The organism is Stenotrophomonas sp. PD6 (assembly GCF_049199305.1).
Taxonomy (GTDB): Bacteria; Pseudomonadota; Gammaproteobacteria; order Xanthomonadales; family Xanthomonadaceae; genus Stenotrophomonas.
Window position 1 is genome coordinate 153817 of record NZ_JBLZQD010000003.1, and the last position, 24870, is coordinate 178686.

Below are 24870 nucleotides of genomic sequence, written 5' to 3' on the forward strand. Positions count from 1 at the left end.
GGCTTGGTCCTGGGTGAGGCCCCTGGCCGCGGGCACCGGCTTGCCGCTGCGCAGCGCAGGCCGCAAGATGCGGACCGGTCCGGGGAGTCCGAATTCATGTCCATGCCGTTGATGCCGGGGCGTTACCGACCCTGGGTGCTGTCGCTCTCACTCTGTGGACTGGTGCTGCTGTCGGCCTGCAAGGGTGACCGGATCGATCCGGATGCGCCCGCCGCCGAACCGGTGGCCGCGTTGCAGCAGTTGGCGCGCCATGTGGCCGACAACGACCTGGTGGCGTATGCCAAGGCGTCGGTGCCGCCGGCGCAGTACGCCCGGTTGCAGGCGGCCTGGGCCGACGGGCACAGCCGCTGGCCGCTCACCGATCTGCCGTTGGATGGCCAGTTGCTGCCGATGATGGCGGCCCTGTCCGCGCCCGATGCACCGCAGCGCCTGCAGCGTTCGTTCGATACCCAGATCGCGGGCCAGGCCACCGGCGTGCGCCAGGCCGCCCATTCCATGGGCCTGTTCGGGGTGCAGTACCTGCGCAACCAGACCGACTACACCGCAGACGAACGCGCCCACTACAGCCAGGTGGTGGACGTGCTCAGCCGCTGGGCCGCCGCCGCGCCGCTGACCGACAAGCAGCGCGCCCGGACCACCATCACCCTGCTGACCGCCACCGCGCGCACCAGCGGCCTCTCCACCGACGCCCAGCTGCAGGCGGCGGGCATGGAAGACTGCCTGCGCCGGCTGGGGACGTTCGAGAAGGCGTTCAAGACCGCCTTGGCCAGCTATGGGCTGTCGCTGGACGCGGCCCTGACCGGGCTGCGTGGCGAACTGGTCTCCCAGGAGGGCGACAACGCCGTGGTCAGGATCCAGTACCCGCTGGCGGGCGAGCAGATCGAGGCCCAGGTGCGGATGACCCGCCGCGATGGGCATTGGTATCTGGCGCGCACGCTGGAAGAGACCGACGCGCTGCTGCAGGCGGCCGATGCCGCCACGGCCGCGGCCGCCGCGCAAGCTGAACATGACGCCACGGTAGCCGCCGAAGCAGAGGCCGCCGCCCCCGTCAAGGACGCTGCTCCTGCACCGGCTAAGCCATAATGAAGCCGATGCCGAACCAGAATCCCCTGCCTTTCCCCGGCGAAGAGCCGCCCAAGACGCCGGACGCACCGTCCGCGTCGCCCGACAGCGCGCCCGGTGCAGATCCGGCCGCCGAGGCGGCGCCTGCGTCCGCCGCACCGGGTGCGACCGACCCGCATGCAGCCGATCCGGGCGCGATCGTACCGACGCCCACCGCTGCCGCGTATGTGCCGGCCGGCCGCCGCCCCTGGTGGGCGCGCCTGCTGGGCCGCCTGGTCGAGCCGTGGCTGTCGCTGAAGATCGAACCCGAACACCCCGGCCAGTACAACGACGGCCGCCCCGTGGTCTACGTGCTGGAGGACTACGGTCTGTCCAACGCGCTGATCCTGGACAAGGCCTGCCGTGACGCGGGCCTGCCGTCGCCGCTGGTGCCCATTGCCGGCGACCCTACCGGTCGCAAGCGCGCCTACGTGGCGCTGTCGCGCCGGAGCAGCAGCAACTCGCTGATTCCCGAGCAGCGCGGGGCCAAGACCCATTCCGATTCGCTGGCCAAGGTGCTGCAGGCTCATCGCGCGCGCGATGAGCTGGACGTGCATCTGGTGCCGGTGTCGATCTTCGTCGGCCGCGCGCCGGACAAGCAGAGCGGCTGGTTTGCCGTGCTGTTCTCGGAAAACTGGGCGCTGGTGGGCCGCTTCCGCCGCCTGCTGGCCGTGCTGCTCAATGGCCGCAGCACCATCGTGCGCTTCGCCCCGCCGATCTCGCTGCGCAGCACGATCAACGAGGGGCTGGACCCCGAGCGCACGGTACGCAAGCTGCAGCGGGTGCTGCGCACGCATTTCCGCCGCATCCGCGAGTCGGTGATCGGCCCGGACCTGTCCACCCGCCGCCTGCTGGTGGACAAGGTGCTGGAAGCGGACACGGTGCGCGAGGCCATCGCCTCGCAGGCCAAGCGCGACAACACCAAGCCGGCCGATGCCTGGAAGAAGGCGCATGCCTACGCCTGGGAAATCGCCGCGGACTATTCCAGCCCGGTGGTGCGCTCGGCCAGCTTCATGCTCAGCCACGTGTGGAACCGCATCTACGCCGGCGTGCTGGTCCACCACCTGGACAAGTTCAAGGCCGCCGCGCCGGGCCATGAAGTGGTGTACGTACCCAGCCACCGCAGCCACATGGATTACCTGTTGCTGTCCTACCTGCTGTACGACCGTGGCATCGTGCCGCCGCACATCGTGGCCGGCATCAACCTGAACCTGCCGGTGGTGGGCACGCTGCTGCGCAAGGGCGGCGCGTTCTTCATCCGCCGGTCGATCCGTGGCAACGCGCTGTATTCGGCCGTGCTGAGCGAATACGTGGCGCAGCTGGTCGCCGGCGGCTACTCGATCGAGTACTTCGTCGAAGGCGGCCGCTCGCGTACCGGGCGCCTGCTGCAGCCCAAGGGCGGCATGATCTCGATGACGCTGCGCGCGTTCCTGCGCCAGCCGCGCAAGCCGGTGCTGTTCCAGCCGGTCTACATCGGCTATGAAAAGCTGATGGAAGGCGGCAGCTACCTGGACGAGCTGAGTGGCCGGCCCAAGGAAAAGGAATCGATCTGGTCGCTGCTGTGGTCGATCCCGAAGGTGCTCAAGCAGAACTACGGCCAGGTCGTGGTGAACTTCGGCGAACCCATTGCGCTCAACGACGTGCTGGCCCGCCAGGCCCCGGAATGGGACGGCGCGCCGGTGGGCGAAGACGAGAAGCCCAGCTGGCTGTCGGGCACGGTCGACCACCTGGCCGAACGCATCCAGGTGCACATCAACGGCGCCGCCGACGTCAACCCGATCAACCTGCTGGCCCTGGCGCTGCTGTCCACGCCCAAACACGCCATGGGCGAGGCCGACCTGATCGCGCAGATCGAGCTGTGCAAGACCCTGCTGGTCGAGATGCCGTATTCGGACCGGGTCACGGTCACGCCGCATTCGCCGGAGCGGATCATCGCCCACGCCGAGGAAATCAACGTCCTCACCCGCATCAAGCACCCGCTGGGTGATGTGCTGAGTGTGAGCGGTGACACCGCGGTGTTGCTCAGCTACTTCCGCAACAACGTCATCCACCTGTTCACGGCGTCGTCGTGGGTGGCGTGCTGCTTCCAGAACAACCGTCGCATGAGCCGTACCGGCCTGGTCCAGCTGGGCCGCACCGTGTACCCGTTCCTGCAGGCCGAGCTGTTCCTGCCGTGGGACGAGGACCAGTTCGCCCAGCGTATCGAGCAGACCATCAACGTGTTCGTGCGCGAAGGCCTGCTGCAGAACGTCAACGACGACGATGGCGGCATCCTGGCGCGCAACACCGGGCAGACCGACGAAGTATTCCGCCTGCGTGCGATCGGCCATTCGCTGCAGCAGGCGTTCGAGCGCTATTACATCGCCATTTCTGTGTTGGTGAAGAACGGCCCGGGCACGCTGGGCGCGGCCGAACTGGAAAGCCTGTGCCAGCAGGCCGCACAGCGCCTGAGCCTGCTCTACGCACCGGCCGCACCGGAGTTCTTCGACCGCACGCTGTTCCGTGGCTTCATCCAGAAGCTGCGCGAGCTGCGCCTGGTATGGCCGGACGAGAACAGCAAGCTGCTGTTCGACGCGCGCCTGGACGCCTGGGCGAAGGATGCCAAGTTCATCCTGGGCCGCGAGCTGCGCCACACGATCGAGCGGGTCAGCCCGGAAGCGGCAAAACCCGAGGAACCGGTCGCCGCGGATTGACCGCAGCGGCGATCATTCGTGGTCGCCGCATTCCGCTCGGACACGCATGGCGTGTCCCTACGCCGGCTCGTCCGGAATCAGCATGTCTTCCAGCTTGGCGATGCAGTCCTTGAGCTGCAGCTTGCGTCGCTTCAGGCGCTTGGCTTCCAGCTCGTCGTCGCCGTTGGCGGCCATGCGCTGGATCGCCTCGTCCAGCTCACGATGCTCCCGCCGAAGGACGGCAAGGCGGCTGCTGATCTGCTCGGGCGTGAAGGTGTCCACAGAGACGCAGCATACACATCCGCGACGACGCCCGGGAGTGAACGCAGTCACTTCGCGGTACCGGTGAGGGACGATGCGAGCCGGTAGAATGGCGGGATGCCCGCCGTCCTGCCGTTGCCAGATCCCGTCCGTCGCGCCAGCCGCGACGATGACGCCGCGCGCGACAAACTGTCACGCCGGTTGCGTCGGCAGGTGGGCCAGGCGATCGCCGATTTCGGCATGATCGAGGCCGGTGACCGGGTCATGGTCTGCCTGTCCGGTGGCAAGGACAGCTACACCCTGCTGGACGTGCTGTTGCAGCTGCAGAAGAAAGCCCCGGTGGCGTTCGAGCTGGTCGCGGTGAACCTGGACCAGAAGCAGCCGGGGTTTCCCGCGCACGTGCTGCCCGAGTACCTCGCCGGCATCGGCGTGCCGTACCAGATCATCGAACAGGACACCTATTCGGTGGTCAGCCGGGTGATCCCGGAAGGGCGCACGATGTGTTCGCTGTGTTCGCGCCTGCGTCGCGGTGCGCTGTACCGGCACGCCGCCGAGCATGGCTTCACCAAGATCGCGCTCGGCCACCATCGCGACGACAGCGTGGCCACGTTCTTCCTCAACCTGTTCCACCACGCCAAGCTGTCGGCGATGCCGCCGAAACTGCGCAGCGACGATGGCCGGCACGTGGTGATCCGCCCGCTGGCCTATGTCAGCGAAGCCGACATCCAGGCGCATGCGCAGGCGCGCGGGTTTCCGATCATTCCATGCACCCTGTGTGGGAGCCAGGACAACCTGCGGCGCCGCCAGGTGGCGCAGATGCTGCAGCAGTGGGAGCACCTGCATCCGGGCCGCATCGACCAGATCGCACGCGCGCTGGGCAACATCCACCCCTCGCAGCTGGCCGACCCGGCACTGTTTGATTTCCTGGCGCTGGGCCGCACTGCGGCACCGCCCAGCGCTCCGACGGCCTGGGCCGACGGGGCATCCGATTCGGGCGATGATGCCGGCCTGGCCTGAGCCACGCCGTCGACCGCTCCCTCCCTTTCACACCTTTACTCCGGAATTCCATGTTCTTTCGCAACCTGACGCTGTTCCGCTTCCCGACCGCCACGGATTTCTCCGAAGTCGACACCCTGCTGCCGCAGGTACTGCTCAAGCCGGTTGGCCCGCTCGAAATGAATTCGCGCGGTTTCATTTCCCCGTTCGGCCGCGAAGAGAAGGCCGTGTTCTCGCACCGCGTGGGCGACGCGCTGTGGCTGACCGTGGGTGGTGAGGACAAGATCCTGCCGGGCGCGGTGGTCAACGACCTGCTGGCGCGCAAGCTGGAAGAGATCGAAGAGAAGGAAGGGCGCAAGCCCGGCGGCCGCGAACGCAAGCGTCTGAAAGACGACCTGCTGCACGAGCTGATGCCGCGCGCCTTCGTGAAGAGCTCGCGCACCGATGCGTTGATCGACCTGACCCATGGTTACGTGGCGGTGGACTGTTCGAGCAGCAAGAAGGGCGAGAACATGATGTCCGACATCCGCGGCCTGCTCGGCAGCTTCCCGGCCATGCCGCTGAACGCCGAAGTGGCGCCGCGCTCGATCCTGACCGGCTGGATCGCCGGTGAGCCGCTCCCCACCGGGCTGAGCCTGGGCGAGGAGTGCGAGATGAAGGACCCGGCCGAGGGCGGTGCCGTGGTCAAGTGCCAGCACCAGGAGCTGCGCTGCGAGGAGATCGACAAGCACCTGGACGCCGGCAAGCAGGTGACCAAGCTGGCCCTGGTGTTCGAGGACAACCTGTCCTTCGTGCTGGGCGACGACCTGATCGTGCGCAAGCTGAAATTCCTGGACGGCGCGCTGGACCAGCTCGAGCACGCCGACGAGGACGGGCGCCGCGCGGAGCTGGATGCCCGCTTCGCCCTGCAGAGCGGCGAAGTGCGCCGCCTGTTCCTGCTGTTGGAAGAGGCCTTCAAGCTCAGCAAGGCCGACTGACGGAGGAAGGCCGCAGAGCGGGGCTCTGCCCCGCTGCAGGCCGTCCCATGGCGGGGCAGAGCCCCGCTCTACCGCCGTGGCCCCGCAGTCATCTGCGGGGCGCCGTCGGCGCTATGCTGTACCCATGCCCGGATTCCTCCGCCGCCTGATCTCCCCGGCCGTCGCCCCCACCCTGCAGCGCGATACCGTGCGCCTGCGCCTGGAGGATGCCGAGATCGACGTGCTGCGCGTGCGTGATCCGCGTGCGCGCCGCATCAAGCTCAGCGTCGACGAGCGTGGCGTGCGCCTCACCCTGCCGCCGCGTGCGAGCCTGGTGATGGGCGAACGTTTCCTCGAGCAGCACCGCGACTGGTTGTCCACGCAGCTGCGCAATTACCAGGCGCAGAACCTGCCGCCGCCGCTGGTGATCGGCGAACCCGGGGTGCTGCCGCTGCGCGGCGAACTGTTGCCGCTGCGCTGGGACACCGGGCGCTATGCGCGCCTGGAACTGGAGGCCGATGGCGCGTGCATGCACCTGCCGGCACGCGGTACCGATGCCACGGTGAAGCGTGCGCTGCGCGAGTTCTACGAAGCACAGACGCGCGCCGATGTCGGCCAATGGTTGCCGCGTTACCTGCCCAGCCTGCCGCGTGCACCCGCGCGGCTGCGGCTGAAGGTGATGTCTTCGCAGTGGGGCTCGCTGGCACCCGATGGCAGCATGGCGCTGGATCTGGCCCTGGTGCTGGGGCGGCCATCGGCGTTCGAGTACGTGCTGGTGCACGAGCTCTGCCATTTGATCCAGGCCAATCACTCGGCGGCGTTCTGGGCGGAAGTGGAGCAGCGCTTCCCGGCGTGGCGTGAGGAGCGGGACTACTTCCAGGTGGAAGGGCGGCGGTTGAAGGCGATGCTTAGGCAGCTGTTGTAGGTGCGGGCGCCTGCTATGTGTCGTAGAGCCACGCCGCGCGTGGCTGCTCTCCGTTCCGTGGTCATGAACGTCTGACACACGGCTTCGTTAGGTCTAAACGTTGGTCGCAATGCCTGGAACGGTGGCAATCCGGCTGCGGAAGGTTGTGCCGCGCTGCGCGCGGTCGACACGCATGGCGTGTCTCTACGAACCGCTACGTGCACAGGGCGATTGGGCTGGTAGAGCCACGCCATGCGTGGCTGCGCTCCGTTCCGTGGTCATGAACGTCTGACACGCGGCTTCGGAAGGTCTAAACGTTGGTCGCGATGCGTGGAACGGCGGCAATCCGGCTGCGGCGGGTTGTGCCGCGCTGCGCGCGGTTGCCACGCATGGCGTGGCACTACGACCCGTTACGTGCGCAGGACGATTGCGCTGGTAGAGCCACGCCATGCGTGGCTGCGCTCGTTCCGGGGCCGTGAACGTGTTCCTTCGATACGCTTCTCAGCGCGACGCCTGCGCGCGCAGGGTGGCCGCCTGCGCCCAGCGCGTGGCCACGCGGGGGGCCGTGATGCACACCGCCTGGTCGGTGACGGTGGTGACCGCGCGCTCCAGCAGCTGGATGTCGGCCTCGTGCTGGCGGGCCACGTGCGGGTCCTCGAAGAAGATCGCGCGCTGGCAGCGGCCCTCCAGCACCTGGTCGGCGATCTGGGCGTCGCCGCCCATCGGGCCGCTCTGGTAGCGCGTCACCCAGTCCTGGTCGGCGGGCCAGCCGCGGCTCCAGGCCAGCTCGTTGAGGCGCTGGCCGGTGGTGCCGGTGCCCACCCGGGTGCGGAAGCGCGACAGCAGTTCGAAGTGCTCATCTGCAAAGGCCAGCATCGCCGGCTTCATCGCATCGTGGGCGATCAGCGCCAGCGTGTGCTGTTCGAAGGCATGCAGGTCGTCCGCGCCCGGGTCGGCGGCCAGGCCGGCCTGCATGCGCTCCACCTCGACCCAGTCGCGTGCCGTCGCCACGGTGGAAATGAAGGGCTTGCCGTGGATCACGCACTGGCGCTTGAGTGCGGTGGCCTCGGGGAATACCGAGGAGGGGTCGACCGGATCCATCAGGTAGATCGCACCGTCCAGGGTGCGCTCGGGGGTGCCCATGCCGACAACCTCTGCGACCAGCTTCATCAGCCCCCCCTCGCGCCCGTTCGGGTAGCGCCGCAGTGCCGGGAAATCGCGCAGGAAGCCCAGCCGCTGAATCGCGTCGAAGGTGCGCCCGACCGCGTGCAGCTCCACCCCCAGCTCGCGCAGCCCAGCATCGCTGGCACCGAGCCAGCGGAACAGCGCGGCGTGCTTGTCGTGGTGGTGCAGGCGGTTGGCGGCCAGGCCGATGCGCATGGGAGTCATCCGGAGGTGTGGTCGATTGCGACATTCTATGTCGTGCATGCGCGTGTCCGGCGCCGCTTAGCCACCCATGGGGTGGCTCTACAGCTGCCATCCCGGTAGAGCCACCCCGTGGGTGGCTGCGCGATCTGAGCCCTTCACGCCAATTCGTATTAGTTGCATAGCCGCAAACCGGGCCATAGCCGACAGTTGCTCCCCCGAGCACGTCAATCAGGACAGTCCCCTCATGCCCCTCTCAGCTTCCCGCGCCCAGCCGTCGGTGCAGACCCTGACCACCGACCGCGGCGCCCGCATCCGCACGTTGGGCCGGCTGCTGCGCCATGCCGCCAGCGGCGATGCCGACGTGCTGCTGGCAGGCCTGGCCCGCATGTTGGACGCGCATATCGGCTGCGACCACGGCGACGATGCGGGCAATGCGCGCATCCGTGCCCAGCTGGATGAGATCGAGCTGCTGTTGGCGCTGGAAATCGAGCGGGCCGGCCTGCGCGCCGCATGATGTAGAGCCACCCCATGGGTGGCTGCGCCATCCCCGACGTTACGCGGTAATCAACGCCACGATGGACGCCGCCGCATCGCGCCCTTCGGCCACGGCCGTCACCACCAGGTCCGCACCGCGTACCGCATCGCCGCCGGCGAACAGCTTGGGGTGGGCGGTCTGGAAGGGCAGGCGGCCCTGGCCACCGGCAACGATGCGGCCGTTGTTGCCGGCCTCCACGCCCTGTGCGGTGAGCCAGGCCGGTACGCTCGGCGAGAAGCCGAACGCGATGATCACCACGTCGGCCTCCAGCAGCGATTCGCTGCCCTCGATCGGCACCGCGCTGCGGCGGCCCTGCGCATCCGGTTCGCCCAGCTGGGTCTCGACCACGGTCACGCCAATGGCCTCGTCGTCGGCGCCCGCTTCGATCGACAACGGCTGGCGGTTGAACAGGAAGCGCACGCCTTCTTCGCGTGCATTGGCGACCTCGCGTGCCGAGCCCGGCATGCTGGCCTCGTCGCGACGATAGGCACAGGTCACGCGCGCCGCACCCAGGCGAACGGCGCTGCGCACGCAGTCCATGCCGGTGTCGCCACCGCCCAGCACCACCACGCGCTTGCCCTCCAGGTCGGGCAGGGCAAGCGTGTCTTCCCAGCCGGCGATGGGCCGGCCATGCGCGTCGCTGCCGCTGACGATGCGGCTGTTCTGGACCAGGAACGGCAACGCCGGCAGCACATTCTTCAGGTCCTGCCCCGGCAGCCCACCGTCGGTATAGCGATAGGCGCCGGTGCCGACGAATACCGCGTCGTACTCGGCCAGCAGCGTATCCATCTCCACGTCGCGGCCGATCTCCACGCCCAGCCGGAACTGCACGCCCATCCCTTCCAGCACGTTGCGGCGGAGGCTGATCACCGACTTGTCGAGCTTGAAGCTAGGGATGCCGAACTGCAGCAGGCCGCCGATCTGCTCATAGCGGTCGTACACCACCGCCTGCACGCCGGCGTGGGCGAGCCGGTCGGCGCAAGCCAGTCCGGCCGGGCCGGCGCCGATCACCGCCACGCGCTTGCCGGTGGATTCCACGGCAGCCATGTCTGGGCGCCAGCCGGTGGCCAGCGCGGTATCGACGATGTACTTCTCCACCGCACCGATGGTGACCGCGCCGAATTCCTCCAGCGTGCAGCTGCCTTCGCACAGCCGGTCCTGCGGGCACACCCGGCCGCACACTTCCGGCAGCGGGTTGGTGGAATGGCACAGCGTGGCCGCTTCGTGGATGCGGTTTTCCTGCACCAGCTGCAGCCACTGCGGAATGGCGTTGTGCACCGGGCACTTCCAGCTGCAGTACGGGTTGCCGCAGTCCAGGCAGCGACCCGCCTGGTACTGGGCGTCTTCCTTGCCGAACTTGCCGTACAGCTCGCCCCAGTCGCCGGAGGTGCGCAGTTCGACCGGAATGCGCTGCGGCATCGTCCGGGGCAGGTCGAGGAACTGGAAAGCTTGCTTGCGGCTCATGTAGGGGAATCCAGGAAATCAGGCGGCGCGGCGCAGCGATTCGGTCAGCGATTCAATGCTGGCGGCTTTGGGTTTGACCAGCCAGAACTTGCCCACGTAATCGCGGAATTCGTCGAGGATCTGCTGCGCCCAGATACTGCCGGTCAACTCGCGGTGTCGGCTGATCAGCGTATGCAGGTGCTGGCGATGATTCTCGAAGCCCTCGGCGGAAATGCGGTGGATGTCGATCAGCTCGTGGTTGTAGCGGTCCACGAAGTCGCGGTCGATATCCAGCACGTAGGCCAGGCCACCGGTGAAGCCGGCGCCGAAGTTCAGGCCCACCTTGCCCAGCACCAGCACGATGCCGTCGGTCATGTATTCGCAGCAGTGGTCGCCGGCGCCCTCGATCACCGCCAGTGCGCCGGAATTGCGCACGCCGAAGCGCTCGCCGGCGCGGCCCGCGGCGAACAGCTCGCCGCCGGTGGCGCCGTACAGGCAGGTGTTGCCGATGATCGCAGTGTTGCGTGCCTCGAAGCGCGCGCCACGCGGTGGGCGTACCACCAGGCGACCGCCGGCCATGCCCTTGCCGACGTAGTCGTTGGCTTCGCCTTCGACCTCCAGCTGCAGGCCGCCCACGTTGAACGCGCCGAAGCTCTGCCCGGCGGTGCCGCGGAAGCGCAGGGTGAGCGGGGCATCGCTCATGCCCTGGTTGCCGTGCACGCGCGCGATCGCGCCGGACAGGCGGGTGCCGATCGAGCGGTCGGTGTTGTGGATCAGGAAGCGGTGTTCACCGCCGAGCTTGCCGGCGATGGCCGGGGCCAGCAGGCCGTCCATCTGCGTGGCCAGGCTGTCCGGTGATTCGTACAGGCGCTGCGCGGCGCAGTGGCTGCCGGCGTACTGGGCCGGGTTGAGCAGGCGCGACAGGTCGACCTTGACGCCGGGACGCGGGGCGACCTCCAGCTGCTGCAGCAGGTCGGTGCGGCCCACGATCTCGTCCAGCGAACGCACGCCCAGGTAGGACAGCCAGCCGCGCACTTCCTCGGCCAGCAGCCGGAAGAAGTTCTCCACGCGCTCGGGCAGGCCGGTGAAGTACTGCGCGCGCAGGCGCTCGTCCTGGGTGGCCACGCCGGTGGCGCAGTTGTTGAGGTGGCAGATGCGCAGGTACTTGCAGCCCAGCACGATCATCGGCGCGGTGCCGAAGCCGAAGCTGTCGGCACCCAGCAGCGCGGCCTTGATCACGTCCAGGCCGGTCTTCAGGCCGCCGTCGGTCTGCAGCAGGGTGCGCCCACGCAGGTCGTTGGCCACCAGGGCCTGGTGCGATTCGGCCACGCCCAGTTCCCACGGCACGCCCGCGTAGCGGATCGAGCTGACCGGGCTGGCACCGGTGCCGCCGTCATGGCCGGACACGGTGATCAGGTCGGCGCCGGCCTTCACCACGCCGGCGGCAATGGTGCCCACGCCGGCATGCGAGACCAGCTTCACCGACACCAGCGCGTCCGGGTTGACCTGCTTGAGGTCGTAGATGAGCTGGGCCAGGTCTTCAATGGAATAGATGTCGTGGTGCGGCGGCGGCGAGATCAGGCCGATGCCCGGCTTGGCATAGCGCAGCCGCGCGATCAGCTCGTTGACCTTGTGCCCGGGCAGCTGGCCGCCTTCGCCGGGCTTGGCGCCCTGGGCGACCTTGATCTGCAGTACTTCCGCGTTGACCAGGTATTCGGCGGTGACGCCGAAGCGGCCGGAGGCCACCTGCTTGATCTTGCTGCGCTTGTTCGTGCCATAGCGCACCGGGTCTTCGCCGCCCTCGCCGGAGTTGCTGCGCCCGCCCAGCCTGTTCATGGCGATGGCCAGCGCTTCGTGCGCTTCGGGTGACAGCGCACCCAGGCTGATCGCGGCGGTATCGAAGCGGCGGAACAGGTCTTCGGCCGGGGCCACGTCTTCCAGCGGGGTCGGGATCGCGGCCGCCTTGAGCTGCAGCAGGTCGCGCAGCGCCGACACCGGCCGGCCATGCACGGCCTCGCAGTAGCGCTGCCAGTCGGCGGCCTCACCACTGCGCGCGGCGCGCTGCAGGGTCATGACCACGTCGGGGTTGTACATGTGGTATTCGCCGCCGTGCACGTACTTGAGCACGCCGCCGACGTCCGGGCGCAGCAGGTCGTTCCAGGCGCGCACGGTGAGTTCGCGCGCCTCGTCGTCCAGCCGCGCGAAGCCCACGCCGGCCACGCGCGAAGGCGTTTCCGGGAAGCACAGGTCGACCACCTCATCGTCCAGGCCGACGATCTCGAACAGCTGCGCGCCGCGGTAGCTGGCCACGGTGCAGATGCCCATCTTGGAGATGATCTTGGACAGGCCCTTGTAGATGCCCTTGCGGTAGCTGCGGCCGATCTGCGACTGCTCGCCACCCTTCTTCAGCTGCAGGATGCCGCGCCGGCCCAGGTCGAACAGGGTCTGGTAGGCCAGGTACGGGTACACCGCCGTGGCGCCGAAGCCGAGCAGGCAGGCCATGTGGTGCGGGTCGCGGGCGGTGCCGGTTTCCAGGATCAGGTTGACGTCGCAGCGCAGCCCGGCATTGGACAGGTGGTGGTGTACGGCGCTGGTGGCCAGCAGCGCATGCACCATCGGCCGGTCGGCAACCGGGTAACGGTCGCTGAGCAGCAGCATGACGATGCCTTCGCGCGCGGCGGCCTCGGCCTCGGCGCAGATGCGCTCGATGCCGGCCTTCAGGCCCTCGTCCAGGCTGTAGGAGAGGTCGATGAGGCGGTTGCGGTCGACGTACTGCTCCATCTTGATCAGCTGGCGCAGCTTGCGCTGGCTGAGCACCGGCGAATTGAGGATGACGTGGTTCACCGTCTCCGCACCGGCATGGAAGATGTTGGTTTCCTTGCCGAGCTGGGTGGACAGCGACATCACGCAGTCTTCCCGCAGCGGATCGATCGGCGGGTTGGTGACCTGCGCGAACGCCTGGCGGAAATAGTCGTAGAGCGGCCGGCTCTGCTGGCTGAGCACCGCCATCGGGGTGTCGTCACCCATCGAGCCGGTGGCTTCCTGCTCGGTCTCGGCCAGCGGGCGCAGGATCTGCTCCACTTCCTCGGTGCTGAGCTGGAACAGCTTGTGGTAGCTGCGCAGGGTGCGCTCGTCGAAGGGTTCTTCAACCAGCGAGGGATCGATCAGCTCGGTCTGCAGGTAGGTCACGCCCTGCTGCAGCCATTGCTTGTACGGCGCGCGGCCGCGGTTGATGCGGTCGATGGCATCCGAATCGAGCAGGTCGCCGCGCTTGAGGTCGATGGCCATCATCTCGCCCGGCCCCAGCTTGCCCTTGCGCACCACGCGCTCGGCCGGCACTTCCCACACGCCGGCCTCGGAGGCGACCAGGAAGTGGCGGTCGGAGGTGAGCATCCAGCGCGCCGGGCGCAGGCCGTTGCGGTCCAGCGTGCAGGCGGCATAGCGGCCGTCGCAGGCGACGATACCGGCCGGGCCATCCCACGGCTCGCTGTTGAGGCCGTAGAACTCGTAGAACGCGGCCAGGTCGGCGTCCTTGAATTCCAGCGACTGGGTGGCCGGCGGCACCAGGATGCGCAGCGCCTGGATCAGGTCCATGCCGGCGCTGACCATCAGCTCCAGCATGTTGTCCAGGCTCTGCGAATCGGAGCCGTGCATGGAGATCACCGGGTCGAACTCGCCGATGTCGAAGCGCGGGGTCTTCCACACCTTGCTGCGCGCCTGCGCCCAGCGGCGGTTGCCCTCGATGGTGTTGATCTCGCCGTTGTGGGCGAGCATCCGGAACGGATGCGCCAGCGGCCAACGCGGCAGCGTGTTGGTAGAGAACCGCTGGTGGAACACGATGGCGCTGGAGGCCAGGTCGTTGCGCTGCAGGTCCGGGTAGAACCGGCTCAGCTTGTCCGGCAGCACCATGCCCTTGTAGCTGATCGCATTCGGGCTGAGCGTGGTGACGTAGTAGTCGGCATGCTCGCGCAGCTGCTGTTCGCTGCGGCGGCGCGCCAGGAACAGCGCCAGGGTGAAGGCGGCTTCGTCCTGGCCATCGCCAGCATCGACGAACACCTGTTCGATGTGCGGCAGCGTGTCACGGGCCAGCTGGCCGCACACGCTGGGGTCGGTCGGCACCACGCGCCAGCCCAGCGGCTGGCAGCCGGCGTTGCGCAACTGCTGCTCCAAAATGTCGCGACACGCCTGCGCGGCGGCCGCGTCGTGCGGCAGGAACACCACACCGGCCGCATGCAGCCGGCCGAGGGTGATGCCGGCTTCGGCGGCCAGCGCCTGCAGGAAGGCTTCCGGGCGGCGCAGCAACAGGCCGCAGCCGTCACCGGTGACACCGTCGGCGGCGACGCCGCCGCGGTGGGTCATGCGCGACAGCGCGGCAATGGCGGTATCGACCAGCAGCCGTGACGGCTGGTCGTCGAGTTGCGCGACCATGCCGAAACCACAGGCGTCGCGTTCGTCTTGCGGGTCGTAAAGCCCTTGGCGGTTGCGGGGGGCCATCTCTGCCTCAAAGTCGGGTGAGCGGCGACACTCGTCCCCGCTCAATCCGTTGAGCGCATCTGGAGGCACCGGATGCTTCGACTAGAGCATAGTTGTTGCAACGCCGCAATACACGGTTGCAGGCGCAACCAAACCCCTCAAAAACCCGCTCCGCGCGCGCCCAATTCAGCCGCAGCGCAGGCCGGTGATCACGCTCTTTTCGTCCAGCTCGATATTCAGCCGCTCGCCGACGAATTCCATGGTGGTCACGTCATCGGGCTTGAGCACGCGCAGGTCGCGCGCGCCGGCATCCTGCTGGGCCTGGGCGCCGATATCGTCGCTGTAGGCCTGGCCGATCAGGCTCTGCACCTGGGTGGCGTCGCAGTTGCCGACGGGCGGTGCCTCGGTGGCCTTGCCGGCGGTGTCGGTCGGGGCGGCGGCTTCTTCAGCAGCCTTCTGCGCGTGGGTGCCCACGGCTTCCTGCTCGTCCATCGGCGGGGCCTTGCAGGCGCCCAGCAACAGCAGGGTGGGGACCAGGGCGACGGCCATGATCGAGGGGCCAAACGAACGCCGCACGCGGCGGGACGACAAGGACGACATCGGGACTCCAGAGTTCCAGGCAGGAAATGAAGGAGGATATCGCCAAGCGGGGTGTGAGGTGTTTGTGTTGCGTTATTGACGCGGCGCCGCAGCGCGGCCCAGCACACTGCAGCCCCGTTCCCTTGCCCGCCGCCATGCCTGCACGCCTTGCCACCCCCGAAGCCACCGCCGCCCGCGATGCCGGCCTGCGTTATGTCAGCGATGAACAGCCGGGCCTGGCACGGCGCCGCGCCGGCAAGGGTTTCAGCTACCGCGATGCCGATGGCCACGCGGTCCGCGATGCGGCCACCCTGGCCAGGATCCGCGCGCTGGCGATCCCACCGGCCTATACCGAGGTCTGGATCTGCGCGTTGCCCAACGGCCACCTGCAGGCCACCGGGCGCGATGCGCGCCGGCGCAAGCAGTACCGCTACCACCCGGAATGGGCGCGCGTGCGCGGCGACGGCAAGTTCGACCGGGTGATCGCCTTTGGCCAGGCGCTGCCGGCGCTGCGCCGGCGGCGGCGCCGCGACCTGAAGCTGCCCGGGTTCCCGCAGGACAAGGTGCTGGCAATCGTGGTGGCGCTGCTGGCCGAAACGCTGGTGCGGGTAGGCAACCCGGAGTACGCCCGCGACAACCGCTCCTACGGGCTGACCACGCTGCGCAACCGCCACCTGGAACTGGTGAAGGGCGGGCGCGCGCGGATGCGCTTCCGCGGCAAGTCCGGCCAGCAGCAGGAAGTGGATATCGACGACAAGCGCCTGGTAGGCCTGATCAAGGGCTGCCAGCAGTTGCCGGGGCAGGCCCTGTTCCAGTACCGCGACGACGACGGCACCCTGCAGCCGGTGGATTCGGGCCAGGTCAACGCCTACCTGCGCGATGCGATGGGTGCCGATTTCAGCGCCAAGGATTTCCGCACCTGGGGCGGCACCGTGGCCGCGCTGCGCCAGTTCGCCGCCACCGCCTTGCCCGAGGCGCCGAGCGAACGGGCGCTGGCCGCGCTGCAGAAGGAGGTGGTGTGCGAGGTGGCCACGCTGCTGGGCAACACGCCGGCGGTGTGCCGCAAGGCCTACATCGACCCCAGTGTGTTCGACGGCTGGCGCGATGGCTCGCTGGCCAAACTGGCCGGACTGCGTGGTGAGCGCCAGTGGGAGCAGGCCACGCTGAAATTCCTGCGCTCGGCGCGGCGCGCGGTGAAGGGCAAGGCCGCGCGCTGAGGCGCGGCCGCCCGGCGGCGATCAACCGCAATAGATGGCGGTGATGTTGTTGGTACGGCCCTTCTCGATGGTGAGTCGCTCGCCACCGCTTTCCGCGCCGGGGCTAGGGTTGGCCGCGCCACTGGCGGTGGCGCCGCTCTGGGTGCGCTGGCCGCGCAGCACCACCACCTGCAGGCTGTCGCTGTCCACGCGGGCGCGTTCCACCGTGGCCGCAGACGCTGCCAGGCCGACCGCGCCGCGCACCTTGTCCACGTGGCACTGGCCGGAAATGACGCCGTCGATGGGTTCCACCTGGGCCATCGGCGTGCTGCTGCAGGCGGTCAGGGCGGTCAATGCGGCAAGGGTGAGCAGGGGACGAAACATGGGGCCACTCCAACGGGATTCTGGAGCCCACGATGCCGCCGCAGGCGTATGCGGCGGATGAAGCCCTGCACGGCATGACCACATGGCATTCACCGTACGCGACCGCCGCCGCCGACACACTGCCCTTGCCTCGCCCTCCACCCGCATCGAGGCAATCGCAACGAAGGAGTTGACCATGGCCACGGCCAAGAAGACCCGTAAACGCACCACCGCCACGCCCACCGCGCCCGCCGCCGAACCGAAGGCCGCGCGTGTGCGCGCCCCGGTCGTCAAGACCGCCACTCGCAAGGCCGCCGCCACCGATCCGCGGGCCGCGCGCGTGGCCGCCCGCCAGCGCCGCCTGCAGGACCAGGAAAAGGCCAAGGACGCGCGTGCCGCCGCAAAGAAGAAAACCGCCAAAAAGGCGACGAAGAAGGCGACCCAGGCCGGCAGCCGCAAGCAGCCCGAAACCATGCCCGCCCAGCACATCGCCAGGCCGGGCAATGAACACGAACTGCAGCTCGCGCCACGCTTCCTGGCGCCTGACTACAAGGGCAGCGGCAAACTGCAGGGCAAGCGCGCCATCATCACCGGCGCCGACTCCGGCATTGGGCGCGCGGTCGCCGTGCTGTTTGCGCGCGAAGGCGCCGACGTGGCGGTGCTGCATCTGGACGAAGCCAAGGATGCCGAGCTCACCCGCCAGCACGTGGAAGCCGAAGGCGCGCGCTGCGTGGTGATCGCCGGCGACGTGCGCGACCCGACGTTCTGCAACAAGGCGGTCAGGCAGGTGGCCAAGGCGTTCGGCGGCATCGACATCCTGGTCAACAACGCCGCCTTCCAGCTGCACTGCGAGCGCCTCGAAGACCTGGAAGACGGGCACCTGCAGGAGACGCTGCAGACCAACATCGGCGGCTACATCCAGATGGCGCGCGCGGTGCTGCCGCACCTGCAGGAAGGCGACTGCATCATCAACACCGGTTCGGAAACCGGCCTGTTCGGCAGCAAGGCGCTGATCGACTATTCGGCCACCAAGGGCGCCATCCACGCCTTCACCAAAGCGCTGGCCAGCCAGCTGCTGCCGCGCGGAATCCGCGTCAATGCGGTCGCGCCGGGGCCGGTGTGGACCCCGCTCAACCCCGCCGACAAACAGGCCCCGGATGTGGCCGAGTTCGGCAAGGACAGCGACATGGGGCGCCCGGCGCAGCCCGAAGAACTGTCGCCGGCGTATGTGTTCCTGGCCTCGCCGATCACCGCCAGCTACATCAGCGGCGTGATCCTGCCCGTCATGGGCGGCCCGCGCGGGTAGGGGATACGTCAACGCATGCGCGCTGACGCCCCACAGTTCGCTACGCAATCCGTGGGCCCCACTTACCAGTACCCACACCCCCGCCGCTTCGCGGCCGCCCCCTGACTCAGGGGGCTTTCCTCTCCGGATGCATCACGGTCGGTCACGACCGTTCGTCGGCACACGCCGTCCGGCACTTGACGACATCTGTAGTCACGGGCATGGTGGCGACACGTGTAGTCATCGGAGAGTGTCATGCGCGGCAAGACCATCGGGGACCAGGAACTGGCCCTGCTGCAGTACATAGCGGAACAGGACGGCGCCAGTGTGGGCGAAGTGGCGGCCGGCTTCGGCGAGGAGCGCGGCCTGGCCCGTTCCACGGTGCTGACCATGATGGAGCGGCTGCGCGGCAAGGCCTACCTGCAGCGCCAACAGGTCGAGGGCGTGTACCGCTATTCGGCCACCGGCGAGCAGGAGAGCGTGGTGCAGGGCGCGGTGGCGAGCTTCGTGGAGAAGACGCTGCAGGGCTCGGTGTCGCCGTTCGTTGCCTTCATGTCGCACAAGGCCGACGTCAGCGACAGCGAACTGGCCGAACTGGAAGCGCTGGTCGCGCAGCTGCAATCACGCAAGCGGGAGGGCTGAGCCATGGAGACGCTGATGATGGAACTGCTGACCCGCCTGGCCTGGACCAGTGTGCAGAGCGCGCTGCTGCTGGCACTGGTGTGGGGCGTATGCCGGCTGCTGCCGCGCCTGCCCGCGGCCACGCGTTGCCGGTTGTGGTGGCTGGTGGCGGTGCAGGCGGTGGTGGGGCTGGTGTGGAGCAGCCCGTTGGAACTGGCCGTGCTGCCGGCGCCGGGCATCGATGCCGCAACGCTGGCGGCACAGCCAATGGTGCCGGTGCAGATGCAACTGACCGGGGCCATGGTGGAGGTGGCGCCGTCTGCCGCCAGCGCGTCACTGCTGCCCACGCTGTCCTGGCAGACGGTGCTGTTCGCGTTGTGGGCCGCCGGCGTGCTGGTGATGCTGCTGCACAGTCTGCGCGCGTATCGCCAGAGCCGCGCGCTGGTGCGAAGCGCAGCAGCCTGCACCGACGCCGGCCTGCAGCAGGCGCTGCAGTTGGCCGCCGAAGCGCACGGCCTGGCACGCGCACCGGAATTGAAGATCTCCGCGCAGATCCGTTCGCCGCAGCTGATCGGACCGTGGAATCCTGTGCTGCTGCTGCCCGCCCGCGAACTGCCGGCGATGGCCGCCGATGACCTGGACATGGCGCTGACCCACGAGCTGGTCCACCTGCAGCGGCGCGACCTGTGGTTCGGCCTGCTTCCGGCGCTGGCGCAGCACCTGATGTTCTTCCACCCGCTGCTGCACCTGGCCGCGCGCGAATACGCCCTGGCCCGCGAAGAGGCCTGCGACAGCGCGGTGGTGGCCGGTCATGGCCATTGCCGCCATGACTACGGTCGGCTGCTGGTGCAGCTCGGCGTTGCGCCGCGCCCGGCCGTGGGTGTGGCCAGTGCGTCGCCCAACTTCCGCAGCCTCAAGCGGCGCCTGCTGACCCTGCAGCAGACCGGCAGCTTCCCGCGTGCCCTCTCGTTGGCGATCACCGCCCTGTTCGTCGTGGTCGGCGTGGCACCGCTGCGCCTGGTGGCGGCCGTGCCGCCACCGCCACCGGCACCACCGGTGCTCGCGGCCCCTCCCGTTCCGGCAGCACCGGTAGCACCGGCAGCACCGCCGACCGTATCGGCTCCGGCCGCTCCGGCAGTGCCCCTGCCGGCACCCGCACCGCGCCCGGTCGCGGCACCGCGTCCGCCGGCCGCCCCGGCCGCGCCCGCACCACCGCCGCATCCGGATGACGTGAGCACCACCATGATCACCCACGGCCGCCTGGACCTCTCGCACCAGCCGCGCCAGGCGTTCGTGCTGATGGGCGGTGGCGACAACTTCGTCGATGCCTCGATGGGCGACCTCAAGCAGGCAACGCGCGACGCGAAGGGCAGCGATCCGGTGCTGTGGGTACGGCGTGGCAACGAGCGCTACCTCGTGCGCGATCCGGCGCTGCTGAAGTCATTGGCCAGCGCGCAGCAGCAGGTGGCGACGCTGGGCCGGCAGCAGGGTGCGCTGGGTGACCGCATGGGCGCACTGGGTGAGCGCCAGGGTGAGCTGGGCGAGCGCATCGCCGCGCTGTCCCTGCGCGCCAGCCGCGATGCGATGGACTCGATGGATGCGGCGGAAATGGCCAACAAGGCCGCCAGCAAAGTACAGGGAGATGCGGCGCTGGCAGAGCGTGCGGCGTTGCGCGCCAAGGCAGATGCGGCGGCAGCGGTGCACCACCGCGCCATCGCCGAACTTTCCCGCCAGCAGGCCGAGCTCGCCCGCGAGCAGTCCGGTCTGGCGCGGCAGCAGAGCGTGGCGACGGCGCAGATGGCGCGCGATGTGCGCACCGCGATCGACAAGGCACTGGCCGACGGCAGCGCGCAGCGGTTGCGGTAGTACAGGGGCCCGAACGTAGAGCCACCCCATGGGTGGCTGCGCGGAATGCCCTGGCACCGCGCCAGCCACCCATGGGGTGGCTCTACGTCAACCAGGGATCAATTGCAGCCGATGCGCTCGATCCGGTTCTGCGCATCCACGTTGATCGTCAACCGGTCTTCGCGGAAGTCCATGGTGACGGCCATGCCCGGCTTCACCACGCGGGCGTTCTTCGCGCCGCTCTTGGCAACCGCCTGCTTGACCAGTGCCTCGGTGGCGACCTTCCCCGTGAATGCGTCAAGAACGTCGGGATTGCACTTCATGGTGCCTCCATCAGCGACATGCGGAACCGGGTCCACCACGGCCGGGTCGGTGCTGCTCTTGGGCGGGGTGCTGCAGGCGGTCAGCGGCAGGGCACAACCCAGCAGTAACAACAGGGGCAAACGCATGGCCAGTCTCCGTGAGCGGGTAAGTGCGGCCAGCTTGCACCCCACCGGCTGCACGGGGTGTCAACGCCCCGTACGAGCCGGAACAGGACCGTCCGCCAGCGCCAGCGTCTCGCGTTCGCGCCGTTCCTCGGCCACCAGCCGCTGCATCAGCAGCGACAGCGTGACCACGTCCTGGTGGTTGTGGTCGGCCACGCGGCGCAGGTTCACCGCGCTGCCACCGCGCAGGTAGTTCAGCCACGCCGCCGGGGCTTCCGAGCCGGGCAGGTCGTCGTCACGCACGATCTGCAGCAACTGGCGCTCGATGGTGCCCAGGCGGCAATTCTCCCACGTGCCCCGGTAGCGGCGGCGGGTGGGGAACAGCAGGTCGACATGGTCCAACGGGGTGATCGGGCAGCGCTGCCGTGCCAGCCGGTAGCGGGTCTTGAGCAGTGGCGCGTCGTAGCAGCGGCCGTTGTAGCTGGAGAACACCGTCGTGGGACGCAGCCAGCGCGCGAACTCACCGAGCATCGCGGTCTCGGCGGCCATGGTGGTCATCAACAACTGGCGGATGCGCAGGCCGTCGCCACGTGCCGCATCACGGTGCCAGTCGGCCGCGCCGATCATGAAGGCGCGGGTACCGGTGCCGCCGGCCAGGCCGGTGGTTTCGGTGTCGAAGAACAGCAGGTCCTGCGGCTGCACGGCCTCACCGTCGCGCTTGGCGAAGGCCAGCGACAACGGCTCGGTGGGAATGGCCTGCGGCAGGAACGACTCGATCAGGAACAGGCCCGGCGCGATTTCCTCGCCGGGCACGTGGCGGTCCTGCGCATTCGCGCGCGGGCGTGCGGCCTGTCCCGCGCCACGGTCGCGCAGGCCCAACAGGCGATGCAGGCCACCGACGTCGGGCCTGCGCAGGGCAGGCGCCGGCGCGGGCAGTGCCGAACCAGCCGCCGCCGCACCGGTCGGCTTGTGGCGAATCTCCTGCTCTACCCAGGCGAACACCGAAGCCGGTGCTGGAGCGCGTGCCCGCGCGTCGTTGGCGGCGGTGGGCAGGGCGGCGCCGGGCTGCCCGGTGTGAAGATCTGCATCTGCCGCACCGACGTTGTCGGCCCCTGCACCGGCCGCAGTCTGTGTTGCCGGGGCACGGGCCGGCGCCGGCGTGGCATCGCCGGCCTGCCGCCGCAGCAGGCGAAGCTTGTCCAGGCTCAGGCTCAAAACGGCACGACCTCACTGTGGTGATGCGCGTGCGCCGCCGGATCGGGCAGTACCTGCGCATCGAGCAGCGCCAATACCTTCAACGCCAGCGCCTTGGGCGTGGTGGCATCGTCTTCCTGGCCTGCCAGCACCGGCCCCACGCAGGCCGGGCACCCGGACTTGCAGTCGCAGCGCTGCACCAGTTCCTGCGCGCGCTGCAGCAGTTCGTCCTGACGCAGCCACAGCGGTTCGCTCAGGCCCACGCCACCGGGGAAGTTGTCGTACAGATATACCGTGGGCACGAACTGCTGCTGCAGCTCGATCGCGCTGGCGTCGAATTCGGCGCCGCGCAGCTGGCCGCGACCGCTCTGGTCGGCCACCGCGAACCAGGCGCCGTCGCCATTGCCCACCGCCTTCTGCAGGTCGCGTGCATCGGCCATCACCGCCACGGTGGCGACGATGTGCAGTGCGTAGGCCGCGCCCAGGAAGCCGTCCAGCGCCTCCTGTTTGGAGTCGAACGCGGTCAGCAGCAGCGCCTGCGGCAGCTGCCACCACACCGCCGTGGTGTGCAGCTCCTGGTCGGGCAGGTTGACCGGCCCGTAGCCGATGTTTTCGTGGGTGTAGTAGCGGATCTTCTTGTAGCCGGCCACCCGCCGGACCACGTGCACTTCGCCATGGTGCGAATCGCCCTGGCCAGCCATGCAGCCGTCGAAGCGGTCCAGCACCTTGAGCTTGGTGAAGTCGATGCTGTCGGTGTAGTAGTCCACATGGGTGCGGGTGACGTAGGCCTTGCGGCCTTCCCAGTCCAGCCGCTCCACCTGGTAGGGCGTGGACTGCACCATGTGGATGGCACCTTCATACAGCGTCAGCGCGGCGGCGGAATAATCCACCTCGGCGATGATCTGCTGCTTGCCGTCGCTGCGGTCGACCACCACGAAGTTGCCGTCGGCCACCGAGCGCAGGCTGACCGCATTGGCCGGGTAGCTGTCGGCGATCCATTCCCAGCGGTCGCCCTCGCGGTGGATCACCTCGGTTTCGGCCAACGCTTCCAGGAACACCAGCGGGTCGATCGGGCCGAACGGGTCGCCGGCCAGGAACGGCAGCTCGAAGGCCGCGCAGCGGATGTGGTCGAACAGGATCAACGGCTGGTCCGGCGCAATGCGCGCATGCTCCGGCGAGGCGTCGGCGAAGAAGTCCGGGTGGCGCACCACGTACTGGTCCAGCGGCTGCGAGCTGGCCACCAGCACGCCCAGTGCCGGTTGCTGGCGCCGGCCGGCGCGGCCGAAGCGCTGCCAGGTGGCGGCCACGCTGCCCGGGTAGCCGTTGAGCACCACCACGTCCAGGCTGCCGATATCCACGCCCAGTTCCAGCGCCGAGGTGCTGACGATGCCGTCGATGGTGCCGGCGCGCATGGCGCGTTCGGTCTCGCGGCGTTCGGTGGGCAGGTAGCCGCCGCGATAGGCGCGGATGCGCGCCGGCTTGCGCGGGTCGTGGTCGAAGATGTCCTTGAGGTACTTGGTGAGCACTTCGACCATCAGCCGGCTCTGGGCGAAGATCAGGGTCTTCAGCCCGGACTTGATCGCGATGCGCGCGATGCGGTTGCTCTGCGAGCGGGCCGAGGCACGCAGGCCCAGGTCGGCGTTGACCACCGGCGGGTTCCACAGCAGCACGTGCTTGGGCCCGGTGGGCGCGCCGGATTCGGTGATGGCGGTGACCGGCGCCTCGATCAGCGCCTCGGCATGCGCCTGCGGATTGCCGATGGTGGCCGAGCACAGGATGAACTGCGGCTCCACGCCGTAGAAGGCGCAGATGCGCTTGAGCCGGCGCAGCACGTTGGTGACATGGCTGCCGAACACGCCGCGATAGGTGTGCACCTCGTCGATAACGACATAGCGCAGGTTCTCGAAGAACTGCGCCCATTTGGTGTGATGCGGCAGGATCGCCTGGTGCAGCATGTCCGGGTTGGAGACCACGATGTCGCCGTGCAGGCGGATCGCCTGGCGGGCATCGCCGGGGGTGTCGCCATCGAAGGTGAACGCCTTGACCCCCAGGTCGCCGGCGCGGTTGAGCTCCAGCAGCTCGGCCACCTGGTCCTGGGCCAGCGCCTTGGTGGGGAACAGGTACAGCGCCTTGGCCTTGCCTTGCATGGCCGCGCTGACCACCGGCAGGGTGTAGCACAGCGACTTGCCGCTGGCGGTGGGGGTGACGATGGCCACGTGTTCGCCGCGCTGGCTGGCATCCCACGCCTCGGCCTGGTGGCTGTAGAGCTGCTCGATGCCGCGTGCCTTCAGGGCGGCGGTCAGCGCGGCCGGCACGTCGGCGGGGATCGGCGCGTAGCGGCCTTCGCGGCCCGGCATGGTGAAGCTGCCGGTGATGCGGTCGGCGTAACGCTGCTGCAGCCGCGCGGTGAGCAGCGCGCCGTTGCGCGAGGGCAGCCCGTCGGTGGTGGACAGGCGGCGCTCGGCATCTTCAGTGCGCTTGGCGAGTTCGTAGGCCATGGGAACAACGGTCTGCAAAGGACGCCATGGAAGCACAAACGCGTCTCAGTGATTGAGACACCGGTGGCTGAGCGGGTGAATGATTCAGTGCCGGCGACCGGCCAACGAAATCTGAAGGTCGCCTCCGTATCCTGCGCGCAGGACGCTGGCGACAG

At 68.8% G+C, this 24870-nt stretch carries 19 protein-coding genes; 10 read left to right on the forward strand and 9 right to left on the reverse strand.

Annotated features, from left to right (window positions below; genetic code table 11):
* The first annotated feature begins 96 nt into the window (after nt 1-96).
* Both ACOZHM_RS06485 and plsB read left to right on the forward strand, forming a co-directional pair.
* Nucleotides 97-1083, forward strand: coding sequence for a hypothetical protein (locus ACOZHM_RS06485; protein WP_421568290.1), 987 nt, complete (start codon nt 97-99; stop codon nt 1081-1083).
* Nucleotides 1083-3794, forward strand: a complete 2712-nt coding sequence (gene plsB / locus ACOZHM_RS06490; RefSeq protein WP_421568291.1) for a glycerol-3-phosphate 1-O-acyltransferase PlsB — start codon at nt 1083-1085, stop codon at nt 3792-3794. The genes ACOZHM_RS06485 and plsB overlap by 1 nt, the downstream gene beginning before the upstream one ends.
* A gap of 57 nt (nt 3795-3851) precedes the next feature.
* On the opposite strand, the gene ACOZHM_RS06495 is transcribed toward plsB, so the two are convergent.
* Nucleotides 3852-4055 (reverse strand): YdcH family protein, encoded by a 204-nt coding sequence (locus ACOZHM_RS06495; protein ID WP_421568292.1) that lies wholly within the window; start codon nt 4053-4055, stop codon nt 3852-3854.
* Nucleotides 4056-4151: 96 nt separating this feature from the next.
* Between ACOZHM_RS06495 and ttcA the strand changes: the two genes are divergently transcribed.
* The 3 genes from ttcA to ACOZHM_RS06510 all read left to right on the forward strand — a co-directional run bounded on the left by ttcA (nt 4152) and on the right by ACOZHM_RS06510 (nt 6911).
* Nucleotides 4152-5051 (forward strand): tRNA 2-thiocytidine(32) synthetase TtcA, encoded by a 900-nt coding sequence (gene ttcA / locus ACOZHM_RS06500; protein ID WP_421568293.1) that lies wholly within the window; start codon nt 4152-4154, stop codon nt 5049-5051.
* Between the two features lie 50 nt (nt 5052-5101).
* Complete coding sequence (locus ACOZHM_RS06505; RefSeq protein WP_421568294.1) at nt 5102-6007, forward strand: recombination-associated protein RdgC; 906 nt, start codon at nt 5102-5104, stop codon at nt 6005-6007.
* A 124-nt stretch (nt 6008-6131) separates the two neighbouring features.
* On the forward strand, nt 6132-6911 hold the full coding sequence (locus ACOZHM_RS06510; protein ID WP_421568295.1) for a M48 family metallopeptidase: 780 nt from the start codon (nt 6132-6134) through the stop codon (nt 6909-6911).
* Between the two features lie 480 nt (nt 6912-7391).
* Here the strand turns inward: ACOZHM_RS06510 and ACOZHM_RS06515 are convergent, their stop codons facing one another.
* Nucleotides 7392-8270 carry a methylglyoxal synthase gene (locus ACOZHM_RS06515; RefSeq protein ID WP_421568297.1) on the reverse strand — a complete coding sequence of 293 codons (879 nt, stop codon included), beginning with the start codon at nt 8268-8270 and terminating at the stop codon, nt 7392-7394.
* 232 nt (nt 8271-8502) lie between these two features.
* Here ACOZHM_RS06515 and ACOZHM_RS06520 point away from each other — a divergent pair, with 232 nt between their 5' ends.
* Complete coding sequence (locus ACOZHM_RS06520) at nt 8503-8772, forward strand: hypothetical protein (protein WP_421568298.1); 270 nt, start codon at nt 8503-8505, stop codon at nt 8770-8772.
* A gap of 39 nt (nt 8773-8811) precedes the next feature.
* Here ACOZHM_RS06520 and ACOZHM_RS06525 read toward each other — a convergent pair whose 3' ends face one another.
* From ACOZHM_RS06525 to ACOZHM_RS06535, 3 genes are all read right to left on the reverse strand, one after another.
* On the reverse strand, nt 8812-10257 hold the full coding sequence (locus ACOZHM_RS06525; RefSeq protein WP_421568299.1) for an FAD-dependent oxidoreductase: 1446 nt from the start codon (nt 10255-10257) through the stop codon (nt 8812-8814).
* 18 nt (nt 10258-10275) lie between these two features.
* Nucleotides 10276-14730, reverse strand: a complete 4455-nt coding sequence (gene gltB / locus ACOZHM_RS06530; protein ID WP_421568301.1) for a glutamate synthase large subunit — start codon at nt 14728-14730, stop codon at nt 10276-10278.
* Nucleotides 14731-14895: 165 nt separating this feature from the next.
* Nucleotides 14896-15258 carry an I78 family peptidase inhibitor gene (locus tag ACOZHM_RS06535; protein ID WP_421568617.1) on the reverse strand — a complete coding sequence of 121 codons (363 nt, stop codon included), beginning with the start codon at nt 15256-15258 and terminating at the stop codon, nt 14896-14898.
* Between the two features lie 77 nt (nt 15259-15335).
* Here ACOZHM_RS06535 and ACOZHM_RS06540 point away from each other — a divergent pair, with 77 nt between their 5' ends.
* The gene (locus ACOZHM_RS06540) at nt 15336-16505 is read left to right on the forward strand and encodes a DNA topoisomerase IB (RefSeq protein WP_421568302.1); all 1170 of its coding nucleotides are present in this window, start codon (nt 15336-15338) and stop codon (nt 16503-16505) included.
* A gap of 21 nt (nt 16506-16526) precedes the next feature.
* Here ACOZHM_RS06540 and ACOZHM_RS06545 read toward each other — a convergent pair whose 3' ends face one another.
* Nucleotides 16527-16868 (reverse strand): hypothetical protein, encoded by a 342-nt coding sequence (locus tag ACOZHM_RS06545; protein ID WP_421568304.1) that lies wholly within the window; start codon nt 16866-16868, stop codon nt 16527-16529.
* Between the two features lie 175 nt (nt 16869-17043).
* On the opposite strand from ACOZHM_RS06545, the gene ACOZHM_RS06550 reads away from it, so the two are divergent.
* The 3 genes from ACOZHM_RS06550 to ACOZHM_RS06560 all read left to right on the forward strand — a co-directional run bounded on the left by ACOZHM_RS06550 (nt 17044) and on the right by ACOZHM_RS06560 (nt 20619).
* A complete protein-coding gene (locus ACOZHM_RS06550) occupies nt 17044-18153 on the forward strand; it encodes an SDR family oxidoreductase (protein ID WP_421568618.1) in 1110 nt (369 codons plus the stop codon).
* 234 nt (nt 18154-18387) lie between these two features.
* Nucleotides 18388-18774, forward strand: coding sequence for a BlaI/MecI/CopY family transcriptional regulator (locus tag ACOZHM_RS06555; RefSeq protein ID WP_421568306.1), 387 nt, complete (start codon nt 18388-18390; stop codon nt 18772-18774).
* 15 nt (nt 18775-18789) lie between these two features.
* Nucleotides 18790-20619, forward strand: coding sequence for a M56 family metallopeptidase (locus ACOZHM_RS06560; RefSeq protein WP_421568307.1), 1830 nt, complete (start codon nt 18790-18792; stop codon nt 20617-20619).
* A 98-nt stretch (nt 20620-20717) separates the two neighbouring features.
* Here ACOZHM_RS06560 and ACOZHM_RS06565 read toward each other — a convergent pair whose 3' ends face one another.
* Genes ACOZHM_RS06565 through ACOZHM_RS06575 form a run of 3 tightly spaced genes read right to left on the reverse strand, consistent with a single transcriptional unit; the run spans nt 20718 to nt 24715 of the window.
* Complete coding sequence (locus ACOZHM_RS06565; protein ID WP_421568308.1) at nt 20718-21047, reverse strand: I78 family peptidase inhibitor; 330 nt, start codon at nt 21045-21047, stop codon at nt 20718-20720.
* Nucleotides 21048-21107: 60 nt separating this feature from the next.
* The gene (locus ACOZHM_RS06570; RefSeq protein ID WP_421568310.1) at nt 21108-22238 is read right to left on the reverse strand and encodes a ribonuclease H-like domain-containing protein; all 1131 of its coding nucleotides are present in this window, start codon (nt 22236-22238) and stop codon (nt 21108-21110) included.
* Nucleotides 22235-24715 carry a DEAD/DEAH box helicase gene (locus ACOZHM_RS06575; protein ID WP_421568311.1) on the reverse strand — a complete coding sequence of 827 codons (2481 nt, stop codon included), beginning with the start codon at nt 24713-24715 and terminating at the stop codon, nt 22235-22237. Before ACOZHM_RS06575 ends, ACOZHM_RS06570 begins: the two co-directional genes overlap by 4 nt.
* Nucleotides 24716-24870: the final 155 nt, after the last annotated feature.